General features: G+C 26.5%; 12 protein-coding genes. 1 reads left to right on the top strand and 11 read right to left on the bottom strand.

All coding sequences use genetic code 11. The features are described from left to right. Positions 1–138 precede the first annotated feature (138 nt). From AC2JAQ_RS01560 to AC2JAQ_RS01520, 9 genes are all read right to left on the bottom strand, one after another. On the bottom strand, positions 139–2,268 hold the full coding sequence (locus AC2JAQ_RS01560; RefSeq protein ID WP_488457578.1) for a Piwi domain-containing protein: 2,130 nt from the start codon (positions 2,266–2,268) through the stop codon (positions 139–141). Positions 2,269–2,271: 3 nt separating this feature from the next. Beyond that, the gene (locus AC2JAQ_RS01555) at positions 2,272–3,261 is read right to left on the bottom strand and encodes a hypothetical protein (RefSeq protein WP_488457577.1); all 990 of its coding nucleotides are present in this window, start codon (positions 3,259–3,261) and stop codon (positions 2,272–2,274) included. A 213-nt stretch (positions 3,262–3,474) separates the two neighbouring features. Next, positions 3,475–6,636, bottom strand: coding sequence for a restriction endonuclease (locus tag AC2JAQ_RS01550; RefSeq protein ID WP_488457576.1), 3,162 nt, complete (start codon positions 6,634–6,636; stop codon positions 3,475–3,477). A gap of 12 nt (positions 6,637–6,648) precedes the next feature. Beyond that, positions 6,649–8,607 carry a site-specific DNA-methyltransferase gene (locus AC2JAQ_RS01545; protein ID WP_488457575.1) on the bottom strand — a complete coding sequence of 653 codons (1,959 nt, stop codon included), beginning with the start codon at positions 8,605–8,607 and terminating at the stop codon, positions 6,649–6,651. Beyond that, entirely contained in the window at positions 8,600–9,325 is a 726-nt protein-coding gene (locus tag AC2JAQ_RS01540) for a DUF4391 domain-containing protein (RefSeq protein ID WP_488457574.1), read from the bottom strand. The genes AC2JAQ_RS01545 and AC2JAQ_RS01540 overlap by 8 nt, the downstream gene beginning before the upstream one ends. Before the next feature lie 10 nt (positions 9,326–9,335). Further along, entirely contained in the window at positions 9,336–12,515 is a 3,180-nt protein-coding gene (locus tag AC2JAQ_RS01535; protein WP_488457573.1) for a helicase-related protein, read from the bottom strand. Positions 12,516–12,682: 167 nt separating this feature from the next. After that, on the bottom strand, positions 12,683–13,291 hold the full coding sequence (locus tag AC2JAQ_RS01530; protein WP_488457572.1) for a hypothetical protein: 609 nt from the start codon (positions 13,289–13,291) through the stop codon (positions 12,683–12,685). A 616-nt stretch (positions 13,292–13,907) separates the two neighbouring features. After that, a complete protein-coding gene (gene rlmD, locus AC2JAQ_RS01525) occupies positions 13,908–15,275 on the bottom strand; it encodes a 23S rRNA (uracil(1939)-C(5))-methyltransferase RlmD (RefSeq protein ID WP_488457571.1) in 1,368 nt (455 codons plus the stop codon). 165 nt (positions 15,276–15,440) lie between these two features. Next, positions 15,441–17,030: an aminotransferase-like domain-containing protein gene (locus AC2JAQ_RS01520; protein ID WP_488457570.1), complete on the bottom strand. Its 1,590-nt coding sequence runs from the start codon at positions 17,028–17,030 to the stop codon at positions 15,441–15,443. A gap of 373 nt (positions 17,031–17,403) precedes the next feature. Here AC2JAQ_RS01520 and AC2JAQ_RS01515 point away from each other — a divergent pair, with 373 nt between their 5' ends. Continuing rightward, positions 17,404–17,562: a DUF1540 domain-containing protein gene (locus AC2JAQ_RS01515; protein ID WP_488457569.1), complete on the top strand. Its 159-nt coding sequence runs from the start codon at positions 17,404–17,406 to the stop codon at positions 17,560–17,562. 109 nt (positions 17,563–17,671) lie between these two features. On the opposite strand, the gene cls is transcribed toward AC2JAQ_RS01515, so the two are convergent. Beyond that, entirely contained in the window at positions 17,672–19,207 is a 1,536-nt protein-coding gene (gene cls, locus AC2JAQ_RS01510) for a cardiolipin synthase (protein ID WP_488457568.1), read from the bottom strand. Between the two features lie 72 nt (positions 19,208–19,279). Then, positions 19,280–20,122 carry an SDR family NAD(P)-dependent oxidoreductase gene (locus AC2JAQ_RS01505; protein WP_488457567.1) on the bottom strand — a complete coding sequence of 281 codons (843 nt, stop codon included), beginning with the start codon at positions 20,120–20,122 and terminating at the stop codon, positions 19,280–19,282. Positions 20,123–20,243: the final 121 nt, after the last annotated feature.

Genomic DNA, 20,243 nt, shown 5'->3' with positions numbered 1-20,243 from the left:
TAATTAAAATATTTGAAATTTAATTATTTTTAATAAATATTCCTACAACTTTTTCTATCCTAAGATAACCATCTAATTTTTAAAATAATAATAAAAACCCTATATAACTATAGAGTTTTTATTATAAAATTTACTTAATTATATAAAGTAAAGACAGTTTGTATCTATATTGCTAGGTATTAATTCTCTGTTGCCATAAGTTGAACTTAAATCAGCATAATAAGTAGTTATAGGCAATCTTATTTTATTTATTGAACCAATGTGCATAAATGTTAGTTTATATGCATCTTCAACTATTTTTTCTATATCTAAATTTCCAAATACTCTTTTTATTCTTAAAGGTTGAGCCATTCCCATACCTTCATATGGTTTAGTAGTACAAATGTATGCATGATTATCTTTATAATAGACTCTCCCCAAAATAGTTTTCCATTTTTTATCATCTGCTATTGTGGCTATTCTTCTGTTTATTCCTTTAGTTATCTCAACATAATCAAAATCTATACCTAAATTGTTTATAGTTTCTTTTAAAGTTTCTAACTCTTCTCTATTTATTCCATCTCTATGAAATGTAATATGTTTAGGTTTATTTCCATAAGTCCTTTCATAACTAGTTACTGCTTCAAAGACTATTTCTTTCAAAGTTTCTAATTTTATTTTTTCTCCACTTTGTGATGATGAAATAACTTTAGTTTTTAATACTCTACCATCATTTCCTACAACTTGAACTACACCAGCTTTATTGACTTTATTTTCTCTACTAACATCAAGACCTATAAAACAATCAGAATTAAGCTTGTCCTTTAAAATCCAAGGTTGTATTCCACTTTTACCATATATCCCTAGAAGAATATTTAAGAATACACTCTCTTTACTTTTTTCATTATAATTTAATGTATTAAAATTGATACATTGAGTAGGAATATTATTTCCTGTTGAAAAAATTTTCTTTATGATATTATAGTATTTATTCAAATGATTTTCAGCTAATATAATTATTGTTGTTTCATCATAATTAGATACCACTTTTCTTAATTCATAAGAAAATATATCTTCATTCTCAATATTTATCTCTTTAAATTTAATTGTTCCATTAACTCTGACCCTCTCTAAATTAACTCCTAATTTATTAGAATACTCCTCTAATTCATCACAAAACGTTATTAATTTTTGAGTATTTACTTTACTACTAAGTAATTTTGGATCCATGAAATATTTTATTTTCAATGATTTTCCTTCATAAACTCCTGAATTACGAAGGCCATATAAAGGATAAGTTTGAATTCTATTATTACCAAACACTAAATTTGGATTTTGTAAATCATTAACCTTATATCCAATTTTATCGCATATCATATTATTTTTACTAACCTTTATATAAGGATTGCTGCCTATTATATTAATTGCTTCATCAATCATAAATTGCATTTTCTCATTAGTCTTTTGTTTAACTCTCATGTTGAAATCCTTTAAAATATTATTAGGTAAACTCTCAAATCTACAAACTTTTTTCAATCTATTTGGTATATATGGACGTATATCTTTATTCTTTTTGGCTAAAACAGCCTTCATATCTTTAGGTAATTTATCAACTATATAACTTTTACCAATCTCTCTGTAATAATCAACTATTGATTTGCCCATATATTCATTCTTTTCACTTATTGTAAATGGAGCTACTCCTTCATATTCATAAGTACAATTATAATAATAATCTTTTATCTTCTCCCCTTGCTCTATATCTCCATTTCTTATATCCTGTTCTAAAGTATTAATATATTCAAATGTATGCTTAGTATCAAATCCAATTAAGATATCTCCATTCTTACATATATTAACATCAAAATTAAAATATCTTTTAATCTCAATTCCATTTTCTCTATAAACAGGATTTTTAAAATAAATACTAGATTTTATAACCTTATATTTATTGGTATCAACGTTTCTTTTTATTTCTTCAAATAATAATCTTTCTAAAAGTTTTTTCTCTGTTTCGAAAATCTTACCATCTCTAAATAAACTTATAGTTCTATTTTTAACCTCAATATATTTAACCTTTCCCCAAACTTCAATTGGCTCAAAAGAACCTATATAATTTTCATTAAAAGCTATTGTCTTATTGTTTAATTTCACTAATTCTCTAACAATACTACCATTTTCTTTATGCCTATTATTGAAATCTCTTATTCCCATTTTATAAATATAAATTGGAATATCATTTATATTTTTATCATTCTTAAATTCAGTAATTACATTCCATTCTTTCATAACCTATTCTCCTCTGTTTTTCTTCTTGAAATTCTTAGGAAAATTCTCTTTTCCAAACAACCAAAGATATTTATCAATATCTTTCAAAGTAAATTCATCTAGTTTATAATATTTTTTAAATTCAATAAGAATTTCTTTAAACTTTTCATAATCTTTTAAATCACTATTTTTAAATTTATAAAACTTATCCTGATCTCTAAAGTATTTAAGAACCTTTTCAACATAACTATCATAGATAGGATAATCTAAAGGTTTATGATGACTACAATACTTTGTTGCAAAAGAATAGAAATTTTTAATCTTTCCATCATCCATTTTTACTTTTGCAATATCATTTACTAAAGAAATATCACAAATGTCTAATCTTTCATCAATATTCAAATTAAGTATATTCTTTGCTACACTAAATGTATTGTAAATATTTGTACTATAAAAATCATTTAAAGTTGCTACCTTTACCAATATATCTTCTATAATGTTATTTTTAGTATATGTATAAAAAAACAGCTTATCTAAAGCTTCTTCCTGAGTCTTATAATTTCCAAGCTTATTCCATTTATTAAGATACTTAAGTATCTCTTCTTTACTTGGTTTGCTAATATCTATGTAATTATTTCTCTTAATTTGATTTTTCTTTGAATAAACTCTTACTTTTTTATTTGTTTTTTCTACATTAAAATCTAAATTATCTTTTTTAATAAATTTCACTAAATACTTTAAGGCATTACAATATGTAAATGAATCACTCTTTGGATTTTTTCTTCCTTTATTTTTAAAGTGCTTCAAAAGCAACTCTCTATATTTTTTCAAACCATTTTCATTCTCTAAAACTTCATTAAATGTAATACCAATATTAGTCCTAAAAATATAAAAAGCATCGCTACAAAGTATATCTTTACGTTTTAAATTAGAATAATATTTATCTAAAAACACATTAAAATTATACCTAAGCTCTACTAACTCTTCTCTTGAAAATTCTTTGCTATCATCCATTACTATATTCGCATCCTTTTATCTAATAAAATTTATTGTTTTAATTTTTAAATCGCACATAAACCATTTAATTTTAAATATGTTTTTTTCTGTTATCTCATTAAATATTTTACCATAAAAATACTTTTTAAACTAAAAAAGTAGCTAATATAATAATTTAATAGCTACTTTTAAATATTCGTATTTTTAACTCCACTTATTTATTAATTATTTTTACATTTTAATCTGCACTTTTGAAAATTTTTCTTTAAATTCATTATAAGAATTTACCCAATCAAACTTAACAAAGTCTTCTGTGTTTTCTGATACTACTTTGAAGTGTTCTTTTCCACAGTGTATTTTGAATCTTTCTACCTCTGATAAATCTTCCTCTTTCTTATCTGCTTTTGTTTCTACTATAAAATATACTTCTGCTTTATCATCAGTATTTTTATAGACAACAGCCCAATCTGGTGAGTAATTTCCATATGGTGTTGTTATTACAAACCCACCTTTTTTAAGTTTTGTAAACAATAATACATTAGTATCATTTTCTAGTGACTGTGCAAATTTCAATTCACCATCACTATCAAACTTATAATACTCATTTATAGCCTTTCTTTTTAACTGATTTGCTTTAAAAATAAAACTCTTCTCAGAATTTAATTCTGTTGCATTGATTTCATCTATTGAGAATATTGTTTTACTATTAAATTTATATCCTTTTAAAAGTTCATAGCAAATAGTTGGCTTAGCTTGATGTTCTAAGAATTTTTCTTTTATTATAATCATCACATCATCTAAGTAGTCTTGGCTATTTAATACTTTTCTATTTTTAATTCCTTTTAATATGTTTCTTATTGTTAATCTTGGAAGATCTGTCCCAGCCATTATATAATTTATTATTTCAAAATCACTTTTAATTTGTAAATTCTCTATTATTTCGGAAGTTCTAAACTCTATTGCTTTCTCAAACTTAGCCTTATTATTCTCATCAATATAATGCATTCCTTCACTGTGCTCAATTACATTTCTTATCTCTTTATAAAAAAGTCTATTATTAATTTCATTAACACAATCATCAATAAATTTATTTTTATCTATATTTATTTTGTAAATAGTTTTTTTCTCTAATCTTTTATTAATCCCTAAGATTAACTTCTTAAAATCAGCTTCTTTTACATATGATTGCATTTTATTTTTAACTGGCTCTAAATCTCCATTTTCAATAAGAATTTTCTTAGAACCTTTTGCCTTCATCTGTTTTACAAACTCTTCTTTAACCTTAGTTGAATGTTCTTTTAAGATTTCATCTTTGAACTCAATTTCACTAAACTTATCTTCAATATCTTTTTTAAGAATATCATTTTTAGTTATAATTCCATTTTCTTTTAATTCATTCATAAATGAAGTTGTTAGTTCTGATGTTATTTTTTCTATTGGAATCCCTGCTTCTTTAAATACTTTATTTATAATATCATTTGTTACTTGATCCTTATTAAATCCTGATTCCTCATCATAACTTTGTTGAAGTCTTTCACTAAAATGATCATAACTATCATTTGCTACTACAGTTAAAACATTTAAACTTTCATCCTTACATCTATTACCCTCTATATCAACAGGAAGTCTTAATCCTCTTCCTATTTCTTGTTTCTTAGCTATTGAATTGCTACTATTTTTTAAGGTACAAAGAGTAAACACATTAGGATTATCCCACCCCTCTCTAAGTGCAGAGTGAGAAAATATAAATGCAAGAGGCTCTTCAAAAGAAATTAATTCATCCTTTTTCTCTAAAATCAATTCAATTCCTCTTTCAATATATTCTTTATCCTTAGATTTTAAGGAAATAGAAGAATCTTCTCCATCCTCATTCCACCCCTCAATTTCTTTAACTATTGTATTTCCTTTTTTCTTATCAATAGCAAAATATCCTTGTCTTACTTTTTTAATATCTTTATATTCTTTGAAATACTCAGGATATTTTTCAAAAATCTTATTATAAACGGGATCAGATATTACCTCATTATAAACCGAATCAAATATTTTTAAATACTCTCCATCCTCACCATCTTCACCTCTTACTTTGCTTACCCTATCTATAAAGAATAAACTTAACGCTTTTATTTTATTTCCACTTTCAAGAAGATTAAATTGTTGTTCTAAATGAGATTGTATTGCTATTTTCATTTGAACTCTCACATTTTCTTTTTCTGAAAATGGACTGAAACAATCTCCTTCATTTATTTCAATATATCTATCTGGAGATTCTATTTTCAAACTCTTTCCTTTAAAAGGATTCTCAGCTATTCTAAAGTTTCTATATTGAGGTAAATCTCCTGATAATTCAAATATATTTCCGTTACTATCTTTTCTAACTTTGAAAATTTTCTTAGTTATTTCCTTTCCTTTTTCAGAATAAAAAATTTCAATCTTTGCATATAAATCCTTAGTAAATTCTAAATATCTTATATAAGGGAAATCTGTTGGAATAGGCCTATTAACTGTTTTAACCTTTATTCTTTTAACAAGATTATCCTTATATGCAGTATAGGAATCTAATTTATAAGTAGGATTTATAATTTCATTATGAGTAGCAGAATATCTTAGTGTGAATGTAGGCTGAATTTCATCTATAGCTGATAAAGAAGATGTTCTTTTCTTACTGTTCTTGCCGCCATCAAACTTTTGTGGCTCATCAATTATAACAACTGGATGAAGTTGTCTTATTTCATCCCAAACACTCATATTTTCAATATTCTTCTCATGATCTGTATTTCTAAGAATATTGGTATCTTTATTAAAAGCTTGAGTATTCATAACTAAAATACTTAAATCCTTACTATCAATAAATTTACTTCTTACACTTTCTGCAACATCCTTAAGTTTTGAATTATACACAAAAACATGCTTTGTTATATCAAATCCATCAAATTGTTCTGAAAAATGCTCTTTAAGCATTTCTATACTTTTTTCTACTCCCATTCTAATGGGAACAGTAGGAACTACTATGATAAACTTTTTAAACTTTCCATCATACTTTTTATATAGCTCTAAAATAGTCTTTAAATAAACATAGGTTTTCCCTGTACCTGTCTCCATTTCTATAGTAAAAGTTAATGTGTCGTTATCTGTTTCTATCTCATCATTTAAAATCAATCCATTTTTAGATTGAATTTCTCTTAAATTATCTCTTAACTTTTTTCCTTTAAAAATTTGAACATTTCTTCTATCAATAATATTTCCTTGTAGATTTTCTCTAATTGCATTTATAGTTCCAGAATAAACAGAATTATCAATGCTCTTTTGAACATCACTAAAAAGAGAAATTATAGAATCAACTGCTTTATCCTGATAATCTAAAGATTCAAACTTAAACTTAATACTCTTACTCATAGCTTGTCCCTCCTATATCCAAAGAATCTTTTGATTCTTGTTTCTAGGATTTTTCTCTTTAATCAAAGTTCTAAGTAAATTTATAGTATTAGTCTTTAAGTTAATATCATCATCAAAAGCACTATCTCTAAAAACAATCCAAGATAAAGAAGTTTCAATCTCACTTATCTTCCTAACCATTTCATCTGTTATATTTTCTTCTAAACAAACAAGAATTGTATAACCAACTAAATAAGTTCTATCCCCTATATGAGTTAACTTATCTATTCTTTCTGTAAGCTCAATATCCTGTCTCTTAAGCATTAGCTCATAAACAACATCTAAATCCGTAAACCAAGGATTAAAATCTAATCTATCCTTATAAGATTCATTTTCCATCATTGATTCTTGTTCCACAATATCTTTTTCTACTAACTCATCATTAGATTTCATAGCATCACTAATCCATCTAATATTAGTATCAGAAACTCTAAACACCTTAAATCCAATATCTAAATTCTCTATTCCTTCTTTATCCTTATTTTCTTCTTTAATTTTTTCTCCTGCTCTTCTAATTCTCTCTTTTCCTATTTCACAAATATTTTTATAACCATTCTTATAGGCTTCACTTTTTTCATTACATAACTCAGGCAATTGAACCATTATAAATTTTCTCTTCCCATTGTCTTCCGCATTAAGTTTCATAGTTGAATGAGCAGTTGTCGCAGAGCCTGAGAAGAAATCTAAAATTATAGAATCCGAATCTGTATATAATTCTAACATTCTTTTTATTAAATCAATTGATTTAGGGTAATCAAAATATGATTTGCCATCGAAAAGTTTCTTCAATTTTTGTTTTGCATCTTGTGAATGTCCAACTTCAGTATATTTCCATATAGTCATTGGTGTTATACTATCTTTAACTTCACTTAAAAATTTCTTTACCCTTGGAACTCCATCACCTCTATCACCAAAAGATATCCTATTATCTCTAACCATTTCTTCAAATCGTTCTTTTGTATACAACCAACACCTTCCATTAGAAGGCCATACCTTTCTTCCGCTTGGCGTTATTATTTCATATACTTTATTTTCTATAGCTGGACCAACAGTACAATCACTTGATTTCCACACACCTCTAGGATCATTATCTGGATTTGTGTACCTATTATTAGCATCTAAACTTCTTCTAAGTCCGTTACAAAATAAATTTTCAATATTTTTTGAATAACAAATAACAAAATCATGATTTTCTGAAAAGTGCTTTTTTAAATTTACTGGAGAATAAGCTCTTTCCCATATTATATTTGATATAAAATTTCCTTCCCCATATATTTCATCACACATTCTTTTTAAATTACTAATTTCATTGTCATCAATACTAATAAATATTATTCCATTATCAGTCAATAAATCCCTAGCAATTTTAAGTCTAGGATATAATAACTTTAACCACCTTGAATGATACTCACCATTATTTTTATTATTTATAGTTAACCTTTCATTATATTCATTTATAGTTCCCTCTAATTTTTCGTATTCTTCTTTATCCACTTTGAATTTATCATTGTAAATAAATTCATTTCCGGTATTATATGGTGGATCAATATAAATCATCTTTACTTTTCCATAGTAAGAATTTCTTAAAAGCTTTAAAACTTCTAGGTTATCTCCTTCTATATAAAGATTTTGTGTTGTTTCTGGATTTTTACTATCTTCTGGTACGTATTTTAATGTTTTACCTATTATATCTTCATTGGCAGTTTTTATTGCTTCTTTTTTTCCTACCCAAGTCATATTGTATTTTTCTTTTTCATCTGTTTCTGCATATTTCCCAAATTCATTTAGTAATGCTTCAAAGTCTACAATTCCATCTTTAATTGCTGATGGAAATAATTCTTGAAGCTTGTCTTTAAATTCTGCTATAAATATTTCTTTATTATTTTCTACTTTATCTAATATTCCCATTGGTATTTTTTCAAAACTACTCATTTATTACTCTCTCCATATCCTCATAAATTCTCATTAGCTCTTTGTTTTCTCCTATGTGTTCTTTTAAATTAGTAGTTTTCTTTTGTTTATTTTTTATATCTTTCACTTGCATTAATAGTTTAAAAATCTTATTTATTTTAGAATGATTGTACCAAATATTGCTCTTTAATATTTTCTCCCACTTGCTCCATAGTTCTTTATTAGAAATAACATATGCCTTAACCATCATTTCTTCATAAAAAGAAAGTTTATTATTTGTATTCTTAATATTAGAAAAATTAATATACTCTTCAAAAAGTTCTAAGGTTTCGTCAAATAATTCATCTGTAAAAACTTCACTTACAAAATAACTTTCCAAAATTATTTCATTTTTATCACTCTTATTAAGTCTTTTATATCCAAATCCATAAACAATATTTCCTCTATAATCATAAAATTTTATAATTACAAAAGCTTTTAAAGTTTCTTGTAAGATTTCATTTAAAAACTTTGCATTCTTTATGTTATCAACTTCAACTTCCAAAATCATAATTACACTTACATTAAAATTTTCATTAACAAAGGAAGGAATATCATTTCCTTGAACTTGTCCAACTAATGATATTTTCAAAAGACTATCCTTGATTTTTTTCTTAATATTAAGATTTTCATCCTTTGGTATAAATAGTTTCTTATTAAATTTCTTTCTTTGTTCATATTTCTTCGGTAACCCTAACATACAAACACCTCTACTTAACAACTAAAAAACTAACAAGTTCAAAGTCATCTGAACTCTCATTCTCAAAGAAGTTATTAAACCCTCCAAAATCAAAAATTGTTTGTTCTGAATTCTCCTCTTCTATTCCTTGAATATTATCTATAGCTTTATTTAAAAGGTCTGAGTACTCACTCATATCATGAGCATTATCTGTTTCTTCCAAAAACTCTTCAAATAATTTTTTATCTGGATTGCTCTTCTTATAACAAAGCTTTCTAAATTCCTTCAAAACATTTCTAGTACCATTTTTTTCATAAACACTATTTCCCTCACTATCAACATAAACAAGATAATACGGATATAATGAACTATCATTTTCTGGTTTTGATAAATCATTCTTATGTTTAAAACAGAATATTACTCCAGCATACTCTCCATTAGTAATTGATAATATTCCTCTTGGAACTTTCTTAACTTCTGGCACTTTCTTTATATATTCAGACAATTCATAAAGATACTCATTCATATTTAAATCAGTTAGAGAAATACTATCACTAGCCTCATCTATATCAATAATTTCTTCTTTTAATCTTTCAAGCTGTTTCTTTCTAAAGGTAATATCATTCATCTCTGGACTTAGTAAATCATCGTCTCCAGTAGAAACAATATTAGAAATATTCATTTTCCCCTTAACTCTCTTTTCTAAACTTAAATATTCATTAAGCTCAAGAGCTGGGAAAAAGTTAACCATCATTATATTCTCATTTTCACTTCCGATTCTATCAATTCTTCCGACGCGCTGAATTAAAGCAACGGGGTTCCAATTTATATCAAAGTTAATAACGGTATCACAATCTTGAAGATTCTGTCCTTCAGAAATACAATCAGTTCCTATTAATACATCAATCTGATTTTCCCTACTAACTTCACTCTTAACCTTCGATTTTGGTGAAAAAGCACACAGCAAATTATTAAACTCAGTATTTACCTTCTTATTATTTGTTCTTGGTTTTCCAGAACCGGTTACAAGACCTGTATAAACTCCTAACTTAAGCATTTCATCAGATATTTTTTCATAAATATAGTTTGCAGTATCTGCAAAAGCTGAAAATATAAGAACTTTTTTATTACCTTTGTTATATGGCTCATTTTTAACCTTATCTTTTAAAAACTCTAATAAAGTTTCTAACTTTTTATCTCTATCATTCTCTAATATCTTTATAATATCTGTATAAAGCATTTCTAAAACTTCTTTGTCATAGTATAAATCCTTTAAAAAATAATCTTTATTTAAATGATCTACTTTAATTTCATACTTATAGTCTAAAATAGCATCTGATTCATACTCATCATTATCTTCATTTTCACTTACTTCTAAGTTCTTTCCATTTTCCTCTACTATAGCAATGCAATTATCTATTTTTTCTAATAATCTTCTTATAGTTTCTCCAAAAGAAAATACAGAACTCTCAAGTCTCTTAAACAAATTAAACCTATGTAAAACCTTCATACCCGATTCTCTAACATCAGTAGTCATAAGAACCTTTCCATCTGCTCTAACACTTTGATATTTCCTAGCATATTCGTCCTTATACTCCCCTTTTATATAACTTAAAGGTGCATATACAGCTAGATTTAATTCTTCTAAAATCTCATTAGTTTCCTCAAAGTTTAGAAGTTTTTCTTCCTTATCAATAGTTGGATTGAAAGTCTTAGGCTTTAATTTTTCTGGGAACTTTCCTATTTTCTCTGTTCCATAATAATTTGTAATATGCTTTCTACTTCTTGCAATAGTCATCATTTCTAATAATTTATAAAAATCTGATGGTAAATTATTAAATAAATCTTCTTTATTCTTTATTTTTTGTTTTTCCCAAATATTTAATTGTTGAGAAGTTTTTCTTAGTACATTTTCCACACTAGAAATCCCTTTTTCTTTGAAAGCAGCATCTCTATCCCCTGTTATTATGCTTAACTGATTCTTTAAATCATTTAACGAGTTATTAACTGGAGTTGCAGATAATAATAAAAACTTTGTATTACATCCACTCTTACTAACTTCTTCTAATAATCTTTGATATCTAGTAAATCCTTCTCCTTTTTCTTTTCTATTTCTAAAATTATGCGATTCGTCTATTACTACTAAATCAAACTTACTCCAATCAAACCTTGATAAATCCCATCCACTTTTAGACTCTCCACTTGTTCTAGATAAATCTGTGTGGAACATTATTTTATAATTAAAAATTTCATCTAAAATACTATCTTTATATGCTCCTCTATATGAATTCCAGTTATCATATAATTTCGCAGGAGTTAAAACTAAAACATTATCTTGTCTAAGTTCAAAATATTTTATAACTGCCAATGCTTCAAATGTCTTGCCAAGTCCAACACTATCAGCAATAATGCATCCATTATACTTATTTATTTTTTGAATAGCAGATAATACAGCATCCTTTTGGAAATCAAAAAGCATATTCCAAACCTTTGTTTTCTTAAAACTTGTATTATCTTTTTCAAATCTTTCAACACCATAATCTAATTGATTTCCAAAAAGCTCATTTAAGGTAAAATAATATAAAAACTCTGGTGAATGTTCTTTATAAACATAACTTAAACTTTCCATAAGTTCTTTTTTAAAATCTATAGTTACACCATCACCATACCAAAGCTTATTAAAAATCTCATTAGCTCCACTAATCTGACTTTTATCCATAGAATCATTCATTATTGTATTAAAATTTATTTCTCTTACTTTTGACTTACTCTCATCAATAGAGAGTTCTAAAGAAGAAGACCCTTGAATTATGAAATCATTATTAATAGTAAGTAAATTGCTTCTAACTTTAATTTTAGGGCTAACTTTTCTAACATTTACATTTTTATCTATAAAATCATACATAGCTTTAGCCTTAGCAAAATGTTGTAATTTATTTTTTTCAATTATGTCATAGGAATTGAATAGCATATTATTTGGATTAAAATTAATTTGAAACTCTCTAGAAATTTCACGATTTGAAGGAATACTCCTAGTATCCCTGATAAGAAAATTAATATCTTTAACATTACTCAGATTCTTCTCAATAAGAGAAAAAACAGACAAAGTCAATTTATCATTAACTATATTAACAGAGCAATTTCTTTTTTTCTTCAATATATTATTTATACTATTTACTAACTCTTTATTTGAATTAATAAAACTTCCCATCTCAATACCCTTTCTAAAATAAGTTTAATATAAACTTATTTTACTGTTATTACCTGTTTATCCATATAAAATTATATCAAATTAAGAAATATTTAACAAATGTATAAAACATCTAAGAATTTTTTAGATGTTTTATACATTTAGTATTTTTTATTTTTAATAATTAATTATTTATATCTCAATTTTTCAATCTCAGATTCTAAATCCTCTACCTTACATTGTTCACTTTCTAATTCATCTTTTAAGCTACTTATTATCTTATCTTTCTCTTCAAGATCCCATTCAAAACTCTCTATTTCATTTTTCAAATTATTTATAGTACGTTTTTTATAATTTAATTTATCGCTAAGTCTCTCAACCTCTTCTTCTAAATAATAATTTTTTTCTTCTAAATTTTCATTCTTATATTCTAATTCTTCTAACCTCTCTTCTAAAACTTTTCTTTCATGTTTATCTATTAAAATTTTATATGTTTCTAAGTCTATTACATTTCTATTATCATCTATTTTTACTTTCTCTATTTCACTTCTACATTCACTACACTTAGGAACCATATATTCTTCAAAATTATCCGAAACTTCAACACTAACTTTAACCAAATTACATCCACAAATTTTACAATTACTTAAAAAACTTGTATACTTATCAAACTCAACTATTTCTTTTGTTTTATTGCAATTTTCGCATATTATCTGCATACCGCCATTTAATTTATTAAGTCTAAATAATACTTCACCACATTTTTTGCAATTATAAGTTCTCTTTACCCCTACCATAAATAATCTCCTATATTTAAATTAATATCTATATAACTATATTTTATTTATAATTATAGTAGAACCCATAATGAAACTCTTATGTTTTTCAATAAAAACCTCTAAAGGATCTTCTTTTCTTCCTCCAGAGAGTACTTATTTTTTTCTTTTTATTTCCTTGTAAGCTATCCTTTGTAAATCTCTTTTATTTCGACTTTCTTGGTTCCAGTTAAGCTTTCAAGGTGTTTTTTCGAGTTTTTTGTACCTTTATATTATTGTACTCCTCCCACAAAAAAACATAAAATCTCCTAATTAAACTTGCTTGTCTTCGTAGCAATTCCGAATTATCAAACTACTTTTCTCCCCTTTTTCTCATGGTTTTAATCACCATTTTTCTTTTTCGACTTTTAGAGATTTCCGTAATTGTCTAACTTTTTATCAACTCTTTTGTCTTCCTTTTTTCACACAAAAAACCCTCTAAAGGCTCTTTTCTTATGCCTTCAAAGGGTATTGTTTTTTCTTTTTTTATTCTTTTTATTTCCTTTTAACTAATCCTTTTCGAACCTCTTTTATTTCGGCTTTCTTGGTTCCGGTTAAGCTTTCAAGGTATTTTTTCGAGTTTTATGTCCCTTTACAATTATTTTCTTATTAACTTAGCAACATTTTCTATATGAGCAGTGTTTGGGAACATATCAACTGGTTGAACTTCTAAAGTTTCATAACCATTCTCTTCTAATATTGCTAAGTCTCTTCCTAATGTGCTTGGATCACAGCTTACATATACTATTTTTTTAGCATCTATATTTGTTATGGCATCTAGTAATTTTTTATCGCAACCTTTTCTTGGTGGGTCTACTACTACCACATCAGCTTTTACTCCCTTATTTATTAAGTCTGGTATTACTACTTCTGATTCTCCAACGAAGAATTCTACATTGTCTACTTTATTTTCCTTTGCATTTATCCAAGCGTTATCTATGGCCTGTGGAATTATTTCTACGCCATAAACTTTTTTAGCCTTTTGTGATAGGAATAATGTTATTGTTCCTGTTCCACAATATGCATCAAATACTTCTTCATTTCCTGTAAGCTCTGCATATTCTAAAGCCTTACCATATAAAACCTCTGTTTGAGTAGGATTTACTTGGAAGAAAGATAATGGAGATATATTAAATCTAAAGTCTCCTATATAATCTGATATTGTATCTTCTCCCCATAGAGTTTTACTTTCTAATCCTAATATTACATTAGTTTTCTTTGAGTTTATGTTTTGTATAACACTCTTTATTCCTGGAATATTTTTAACTATTAAGTCTACAAACTCTTCTTTATGAGGAAGTTTTTCCCCGTTTGTAACTAAGACAACCATAACTTCATTAGTTGTAAATCCTCTTCTTATCATTATGTGTCTTACTATTCCTTTTTCATCATATTCTCCATCAACATTATATGGTCTTATGTTAAATTTCTCTATCCACTCTCTAGTAAGTTTAACAACCTTATCACCTATTTCATCCTGAATTAAACAAGATTCCATATCAATGATGTCATGACTTCTTGGAGCAAAGAATCCTATTTTAACCTCTCCATTAATTAGTCCTATTGGTAGTTGAACCTTATTTCTATATCTCCAAGGCTCCTCCATTCCTAAAGGATACTTAACTATGCTAGGATCTAACTTTCCAATTTTACTAACACAATCCTTAACTCTATCCCATTTAAAATCTAATTGTGCCTTGTAAGAAGCATGCTGAAGTTTACATCCACCACATCTCTTATAAATATTACATGATGGATTTACTCTTTCCTCAGAAGCTTCTAACACTTCTATAAGTTTTCCGTAAGCAAAGTTTTTATTAACCTTAACTATTCTTACTTTAACCTTTTCGCCCTTTAAAGCTCCCTCAATAAAAATTGGGTATCTATTATCAATTTTAGCTATTCCTTCTCCCTCATAACCTTGAGAAATTATATCAAAAATATATTCTTTATTCTTTTCAACCATTCACTAAAACTCCCTTATGTATATTTTAATCATCTATCCTCTATGATTCATCTTATCCTTATATATTTAAACCGTAATTTACTTCAAATCTAAGTTAATAACTAACTTTTAAAGTTTATCATATGCCATACTCTTTTACAACGAAACTCTTTCCTAAAATTATTTTCAAAGTTTAATAATATATTTATAAGTATATTTATTATTAACCTCTTCTCCGATTATCTTTATTCCTTTCTCTATATCTTCTTTTGAAAGTCTAGTAAATCCAAGTCTTAATGTATCTCTTTTCGTCCTATTTTCTTCCTTAACAACTAATCCTTCTTTAGAATTAACTCTATTTTCCTCTTCTAAACAAATATCATTATCTATATAAAATAAATCTCCTGGCATAAAGAGAACTCCTTTTTCATAGCATCTTTTTAAAAGTTCTCTTGTATCAACTCCCTTTATCTTTAGAAACATGTGAAGTCCGCCTTCACCCCAAATTTCAGCACTTGGAATATATTTTTCTATGACTCTCTTAGTAAATTTATATTTTTCTTTATAAACCTTTCTAACCTTTTTAATATATTTTTCAAAGGCCCCACTTATCATAAAGTCGTACAATATTCCCTGATCTAAAAATGAAGTATGAATGTTTCTACATCTTTTTACACTTTCTAATATATCTATTATTCTTCTATCTCCATAAATCCAACCTATTCTTAAACCAGGAAATAATATTTTAGAAAAACTACCTATGTATATTACTCCATTATTTTCTCTATCTAAAGAAGCTAAGGGAATCGTTGGAGAACTTTCATATAAAAGCTCCTCATTAAATCCATCCTCTATAATAGGAATCTCCATATTTTTAAGAATATTATAAACTTCTTCTCTCTTCTTTATGGATGCAACAACGCCTGTTGGATTATGATATGAAGGAATTAAATATGCAAACTTAATTTTAGAACCAAATTTTTTTACCTTCTCCTTAAGGTCACTTATGTTCATGCCATCTTTAGTCATTTTAACTCCAATAATATTTAATTTGTGAGTTTTCATTATCTTTAATGCCGTGTTATGAGTTGGATTTTCACAAAGTATATAATCTCCTTCCTCAGTAAAGGTAGAAAACATCATATCTAATCCTTCTGTAAATCCATTAGTTACTATTATTTCTTTTTCTTCTGAATATGCACCCTTTTCCTTCATATAATCTTTTAAATATTCAATAAAAGGCTTGTATCCAACAGCATAACCATAATTAACTATTTTATGTTTCTCTAAAGCTATCCTATTAGAAAAAGATCTTTTTAACTCTTCAATATTAAATAAATCTCCTGGCGGAGCTATACTTTTAAAAGAAATCATTCCTTTTTCCCATTTATATTCACTTTTTTGAATATCTAACTTTTCAGCTAAAACTCCATATTCATTAGTTTTTTTATTCCAATCAATACTCCATTTTTTTTCTTCTTTATTTTTAAAATTCGTCTCTTCCCATGTACGATTACTATTTTTAAAATCATGAGAATTTTTTCCTTTAACAAAGGTTCCTTTTCCTTTTATTGTTTCAATAAATCCTTCGCTCTCAAGAATTTCATAGGCAGAAATCACTGTATTTCTTCCTATTGATAAAATGCTACTAATTTCTCTTGATGATGGTAATTTACTTCCTTCTATTAAAATTTCTCTATTTATAAGATCTCTAATATAATTAGCTATTTGTATATACTTTTTCTCATTTCCATTAAAAGTTAAATTCTTGAACATAACTTCCTCCAAGGTTATTTATTAATAAACTACCCACATTTAATTATTTTCTATTTTTATTTCAAATTAATCTCTTGAACTTTAAACTAAATAAATTTTATCACATATTACTTTTTAATACATATAACCTTAGAAATATTAAAATGCTAGTTAACTATATATTCTATTAGGTTAAACCTAACCTTTAATTTCTAAGAATATTCCTTTAACAACAATAATCTACTGCTTAATTATAATGCTCAAAAATTTCATTTTTAGAAAATTATAAATATTTAAGACTTAAAATTCCAGTATAAATAAATTCCTTTATACACATTATATATATTGTTGGTACTTCCAACAAAGAGGTTCTTAAAATAAGGAGGAATTTATTATGGAACACAATTCTAGCATAGGATGTACAGTTAATGAATGTAAGCACCACTGTCATGATGACAATTATTGTACTCTAGACAAAATCCAAGTTATAAAAAATAGCGCTGATGTTAATTCTACTGAATGTACTGACTGCGGAAGCTTTGAAAAAAAATAATATTTTTTTCATTCTAACACCATAAAAAGGAGACTAAATTTAGTCTCCTTTTGTAATTATTTTTCTTATTTAAATTTTTTATTTAAAGCTTTCTAGAACTCTATTTTAATTACATAAGTGGTGCAAATACTCTAATAACTGCTCTTAAAATTCTAGTTGGCATTTTAACCTTAGCACAATCCTCTAAGGTTATTCTCTGACACTTTTCTAGTGTTTCTAAGAAATCTTCTTTTATTTGCATTACAGATTTAGTTTTATATAACCATACTCCACATTCAAAATGAAGATATAAACTTCTATAATCCATATTAATTGTACCTACTGTACCAATCTCATCATCAGATACAAAAGTTTTTGAATGAATAAACCCTGGAGTATATTCATATACCTTAACACCCGCTTCTATAAGCTGGTGATAATAGGCTCTTGTTACTATATGTGCATACCATTTATCCTCAATATGAGGAGTAACTATTTTAACATCTACTCCACTTTTAGCTGCAAGCGTAAGTGCTGTTACAAGCTCATTATCAACAATAAAATATGGAGTATTTATGTAAACATAATCTTTAGCTTTATTTATAATATTTAAATAAACATTCTCTCCAACTATTTCATCATCTAAAGGACTATCTCCATAAGGCTGAACATATCCATCACTTTCAAATTCATCTTCATGATGAAAATATGGATAGTACTTTTCATATGCTTCTTTACCTTCACTATAAAAATTCCAAGTTTGAAGAAACATAACTGTTAAATTCCAAACAGCATCCCCTTTTAGCATTATAGATGCGTCTTTCCAATGTCCAAACCTAACAATTTCGTTTATATATTCATCTGCTAGATTTATTCCTCCAGTAAAACCTGTATGTCCATCTATAACTGTTATTTTTCTATGATCACGATTATTCATTCTTAAAGATAAAAGCGGAACAAATGGGTTAAATACCATACATTTTATTCCCTTAGCCTCTAAACGCTCATTATATTTATAAGGGAGAGTTCCTAAACATCCCATATCATCATAAACAAATCTAACCTCTACACCTTCTTTAACTTTTTGTTCTAATATTTCAAGAATACTATTCCACATAACTCCTTCATGAACTATGAAATATTCCATAAATATATAGTGCTTGGCTTTCTTAAGTTCTTCTTTTAATCTTTCAAAAAACACCTCTCCTGGTGATAAATATTCTGTAATTGTGTTTTTATATACTGGGAATTGAGAGTAATTAGCTATATATCTAGACTGATTAGCTATACTCTTATCTAAATTTTCTAATTCCTCTATTACTTTTCCATCATTATATAATAAATGCTTGGTTTCATCATGAGAAGCTTGAATTTGCTTTCTAAACCTCTTACTTGTCTTATTTCCACCAAATATTAAATAAAATAATCCTCCAAAAACAGGCACCAATAATACAGGCACAGCCCATGCTAACTTATAGGACGGATTATCTTTTCTACTTACAATATAAATAAAAACTACTACACTAATAAAAATAAATAGAAAATATAGATAAACGAAATCTTCACTTACCTTCCATATAGCAGCTATTAATATAACCAACTGTATGAATATGAGAAATCCAACTATAAATGTTCTACTTAATAATTTTTTCAAAAACTTCTCCATTTTATCCTCCTTAATCCTATAAAAACCACTATATTTATTGGATCAAAAACCTTACATAACCAAACCTTTTTGCTAATCCATTAGCTCCCACCCTTTTATTGCCACTTTATAATATAGCCATCTAGGTGTGAATTTACTAACAAAATAAAGAATCTTATTACAAACCCCAGGTATAACAATAACCTTTAATTTTTTATCTATATTTTTTAAACTTATTTCTACAACATCTTTAGTACTCATCCATCTTACAAGACCTTTGTTTTTAAGCTTATTTTCTTCCATATTCAACTTGCTATGAAAATCTGTTCTCGTAAATCCTGGACAAAGACATTGAACCTTAATATTGTTTCCTATAAGTTCCATAGCTAAACACTGTGAAAAGCTTATTAGAAAAGCTTTTGTGGAACAATACATAGCTGAACTTGGGAAAACATTAAACCCTGCCATAGAACTAACATTTATTATATATCCTTTATTGTTTTTTTTCATTTGCTTACTTATGCTATGACATAATTTCATAGTAACTAACATATGTACCTTTGCCATATCAAGCTGCTTATTATATTCATCCCTTGTAAATGAATCATCAGCTCCATACCCAGCATTATTTACTAAGAATTCTATATTATCTTTTTCTTCTAATCTTTCAACAAAGTCATTAAATTCAACATCATTAGTTAAATCTAAAATTTCAATTGAAACCTCTACCTTAAATTTATCCTTTATTTCTTTAGCAACTTCATTTATTCTTTCCACTCTTCTACCAACTATTATTAAATCATATCCTTCCTTCGCTAACTGGAAGGCATATTCTTTTCCAATACCACTAGTTGCTCCAGTAATTACAGCAACTTTATTTACTTCTTCTATATTTCTCCCCTCCTTTACATAGATAAATATTTTACTAAAATACATAAAATAAAAACTACTTCAAGTAATTTTTATTATTTTTAAACTCAATTTAAAATTTTCATAATATTATTCATTCAATTATGTATTTAAATGATTTATTTTTAATTATTATACTATAAAACAC

The sequence above is a fragment of the Clostridium sp. LIBA-8553 genome (assembly GCF_057782465.1).
This window is presented reverse-complemented; position numbering and strand designations above follow the sequence as displayed.

Bases quoted from the DNA above. Each gene is read 5' to 3' on its own strand.
- AC2JAQ_RS01560 (WP_488457578.1), bottom strand. From the start codon at position 2,268: ATGAAAGAATGGAATGTAATTACTGAATTTAAGAATGATAAAAATATA.
- AC2JAQ_RS01555 (WP_488457577.1), bottom strand. From the start codon at position 3,261: ATGGATGATAGCAAAGAATTTTCAAGAGAAGAGTTAGTAGAGCTTAGG.
- AC2JAQ_RS01550 (WP_488457576.1), bottom strand. From the start codon at position 6,636: ATGAGTAAGAGTATTAAGTTTAAGTTTGAATCTTTAGATTATCAGGAT.
- AC2JAQ_RS01545 (WP_488457575.1), bottom strand. From the start codon at position 8,607: ATGAGTAGTTTTGAAAAAATACCAATGGGAATATTAGATAAAGTAGAA.
- AC2JAQ_RS01540 (WP_488457574.1), bottom strand. From the start codon at position 9,325: ATGTTAGGGTTACCGAAGAAATATGAACAAAGAAAGAAATTTAATAAG.
- AC2JAQ_RS01535 (WP_488457573.1), bottom strand. From the start codon at position 12,515: ATGGGAAGTTTTATTAATTCAAATAAAGAGTTAGTAAATAGTATAAAT.
- AC2JAQ_RS01530 (WP_488457572.1), bottom strand. From the start codon at position 13,291: ATGGTAGGGGTAAAGAGAACTTATAATTGCAAAAAATGTGGTGAAGTA.
- rlmD (WP_488457571.1), bottom strand. From the start codon at position 15,275: ATGGTTGAAAAGAATAAAGAATATATTTTTGATATAATTTCTCAAGGT.
- AC2JAQ_RS01520 (WP_488457570.1), bottom strand. From the start codon at position 17,030: ATGTTCAAGAATTTAACTTTTAATGGAAATGAGAAAAAGTATATACAA.
- AC2JAQ_RS01515 (WP_488457569.1), top strand. From the start codon at position 17,404: ATGGAACACAATTCTAGCATAGGATGTACAGTTAATGAATGTAAGCAC.
- cls (WP_488457568.1), bottom strand. From the start codon at position 19,207: ATGGAGAAGTTTTTGAAAAAATTATTAAGTAGAACATTTATAGTTGGA.
- AC2JAQ_RS01505 (WP_488457567.1), bottom strand. From the start codon at position 20,122: ATGTATTTTAGTAAAATATTTATCTATGTAAAGGAGGGGAGAAATATA.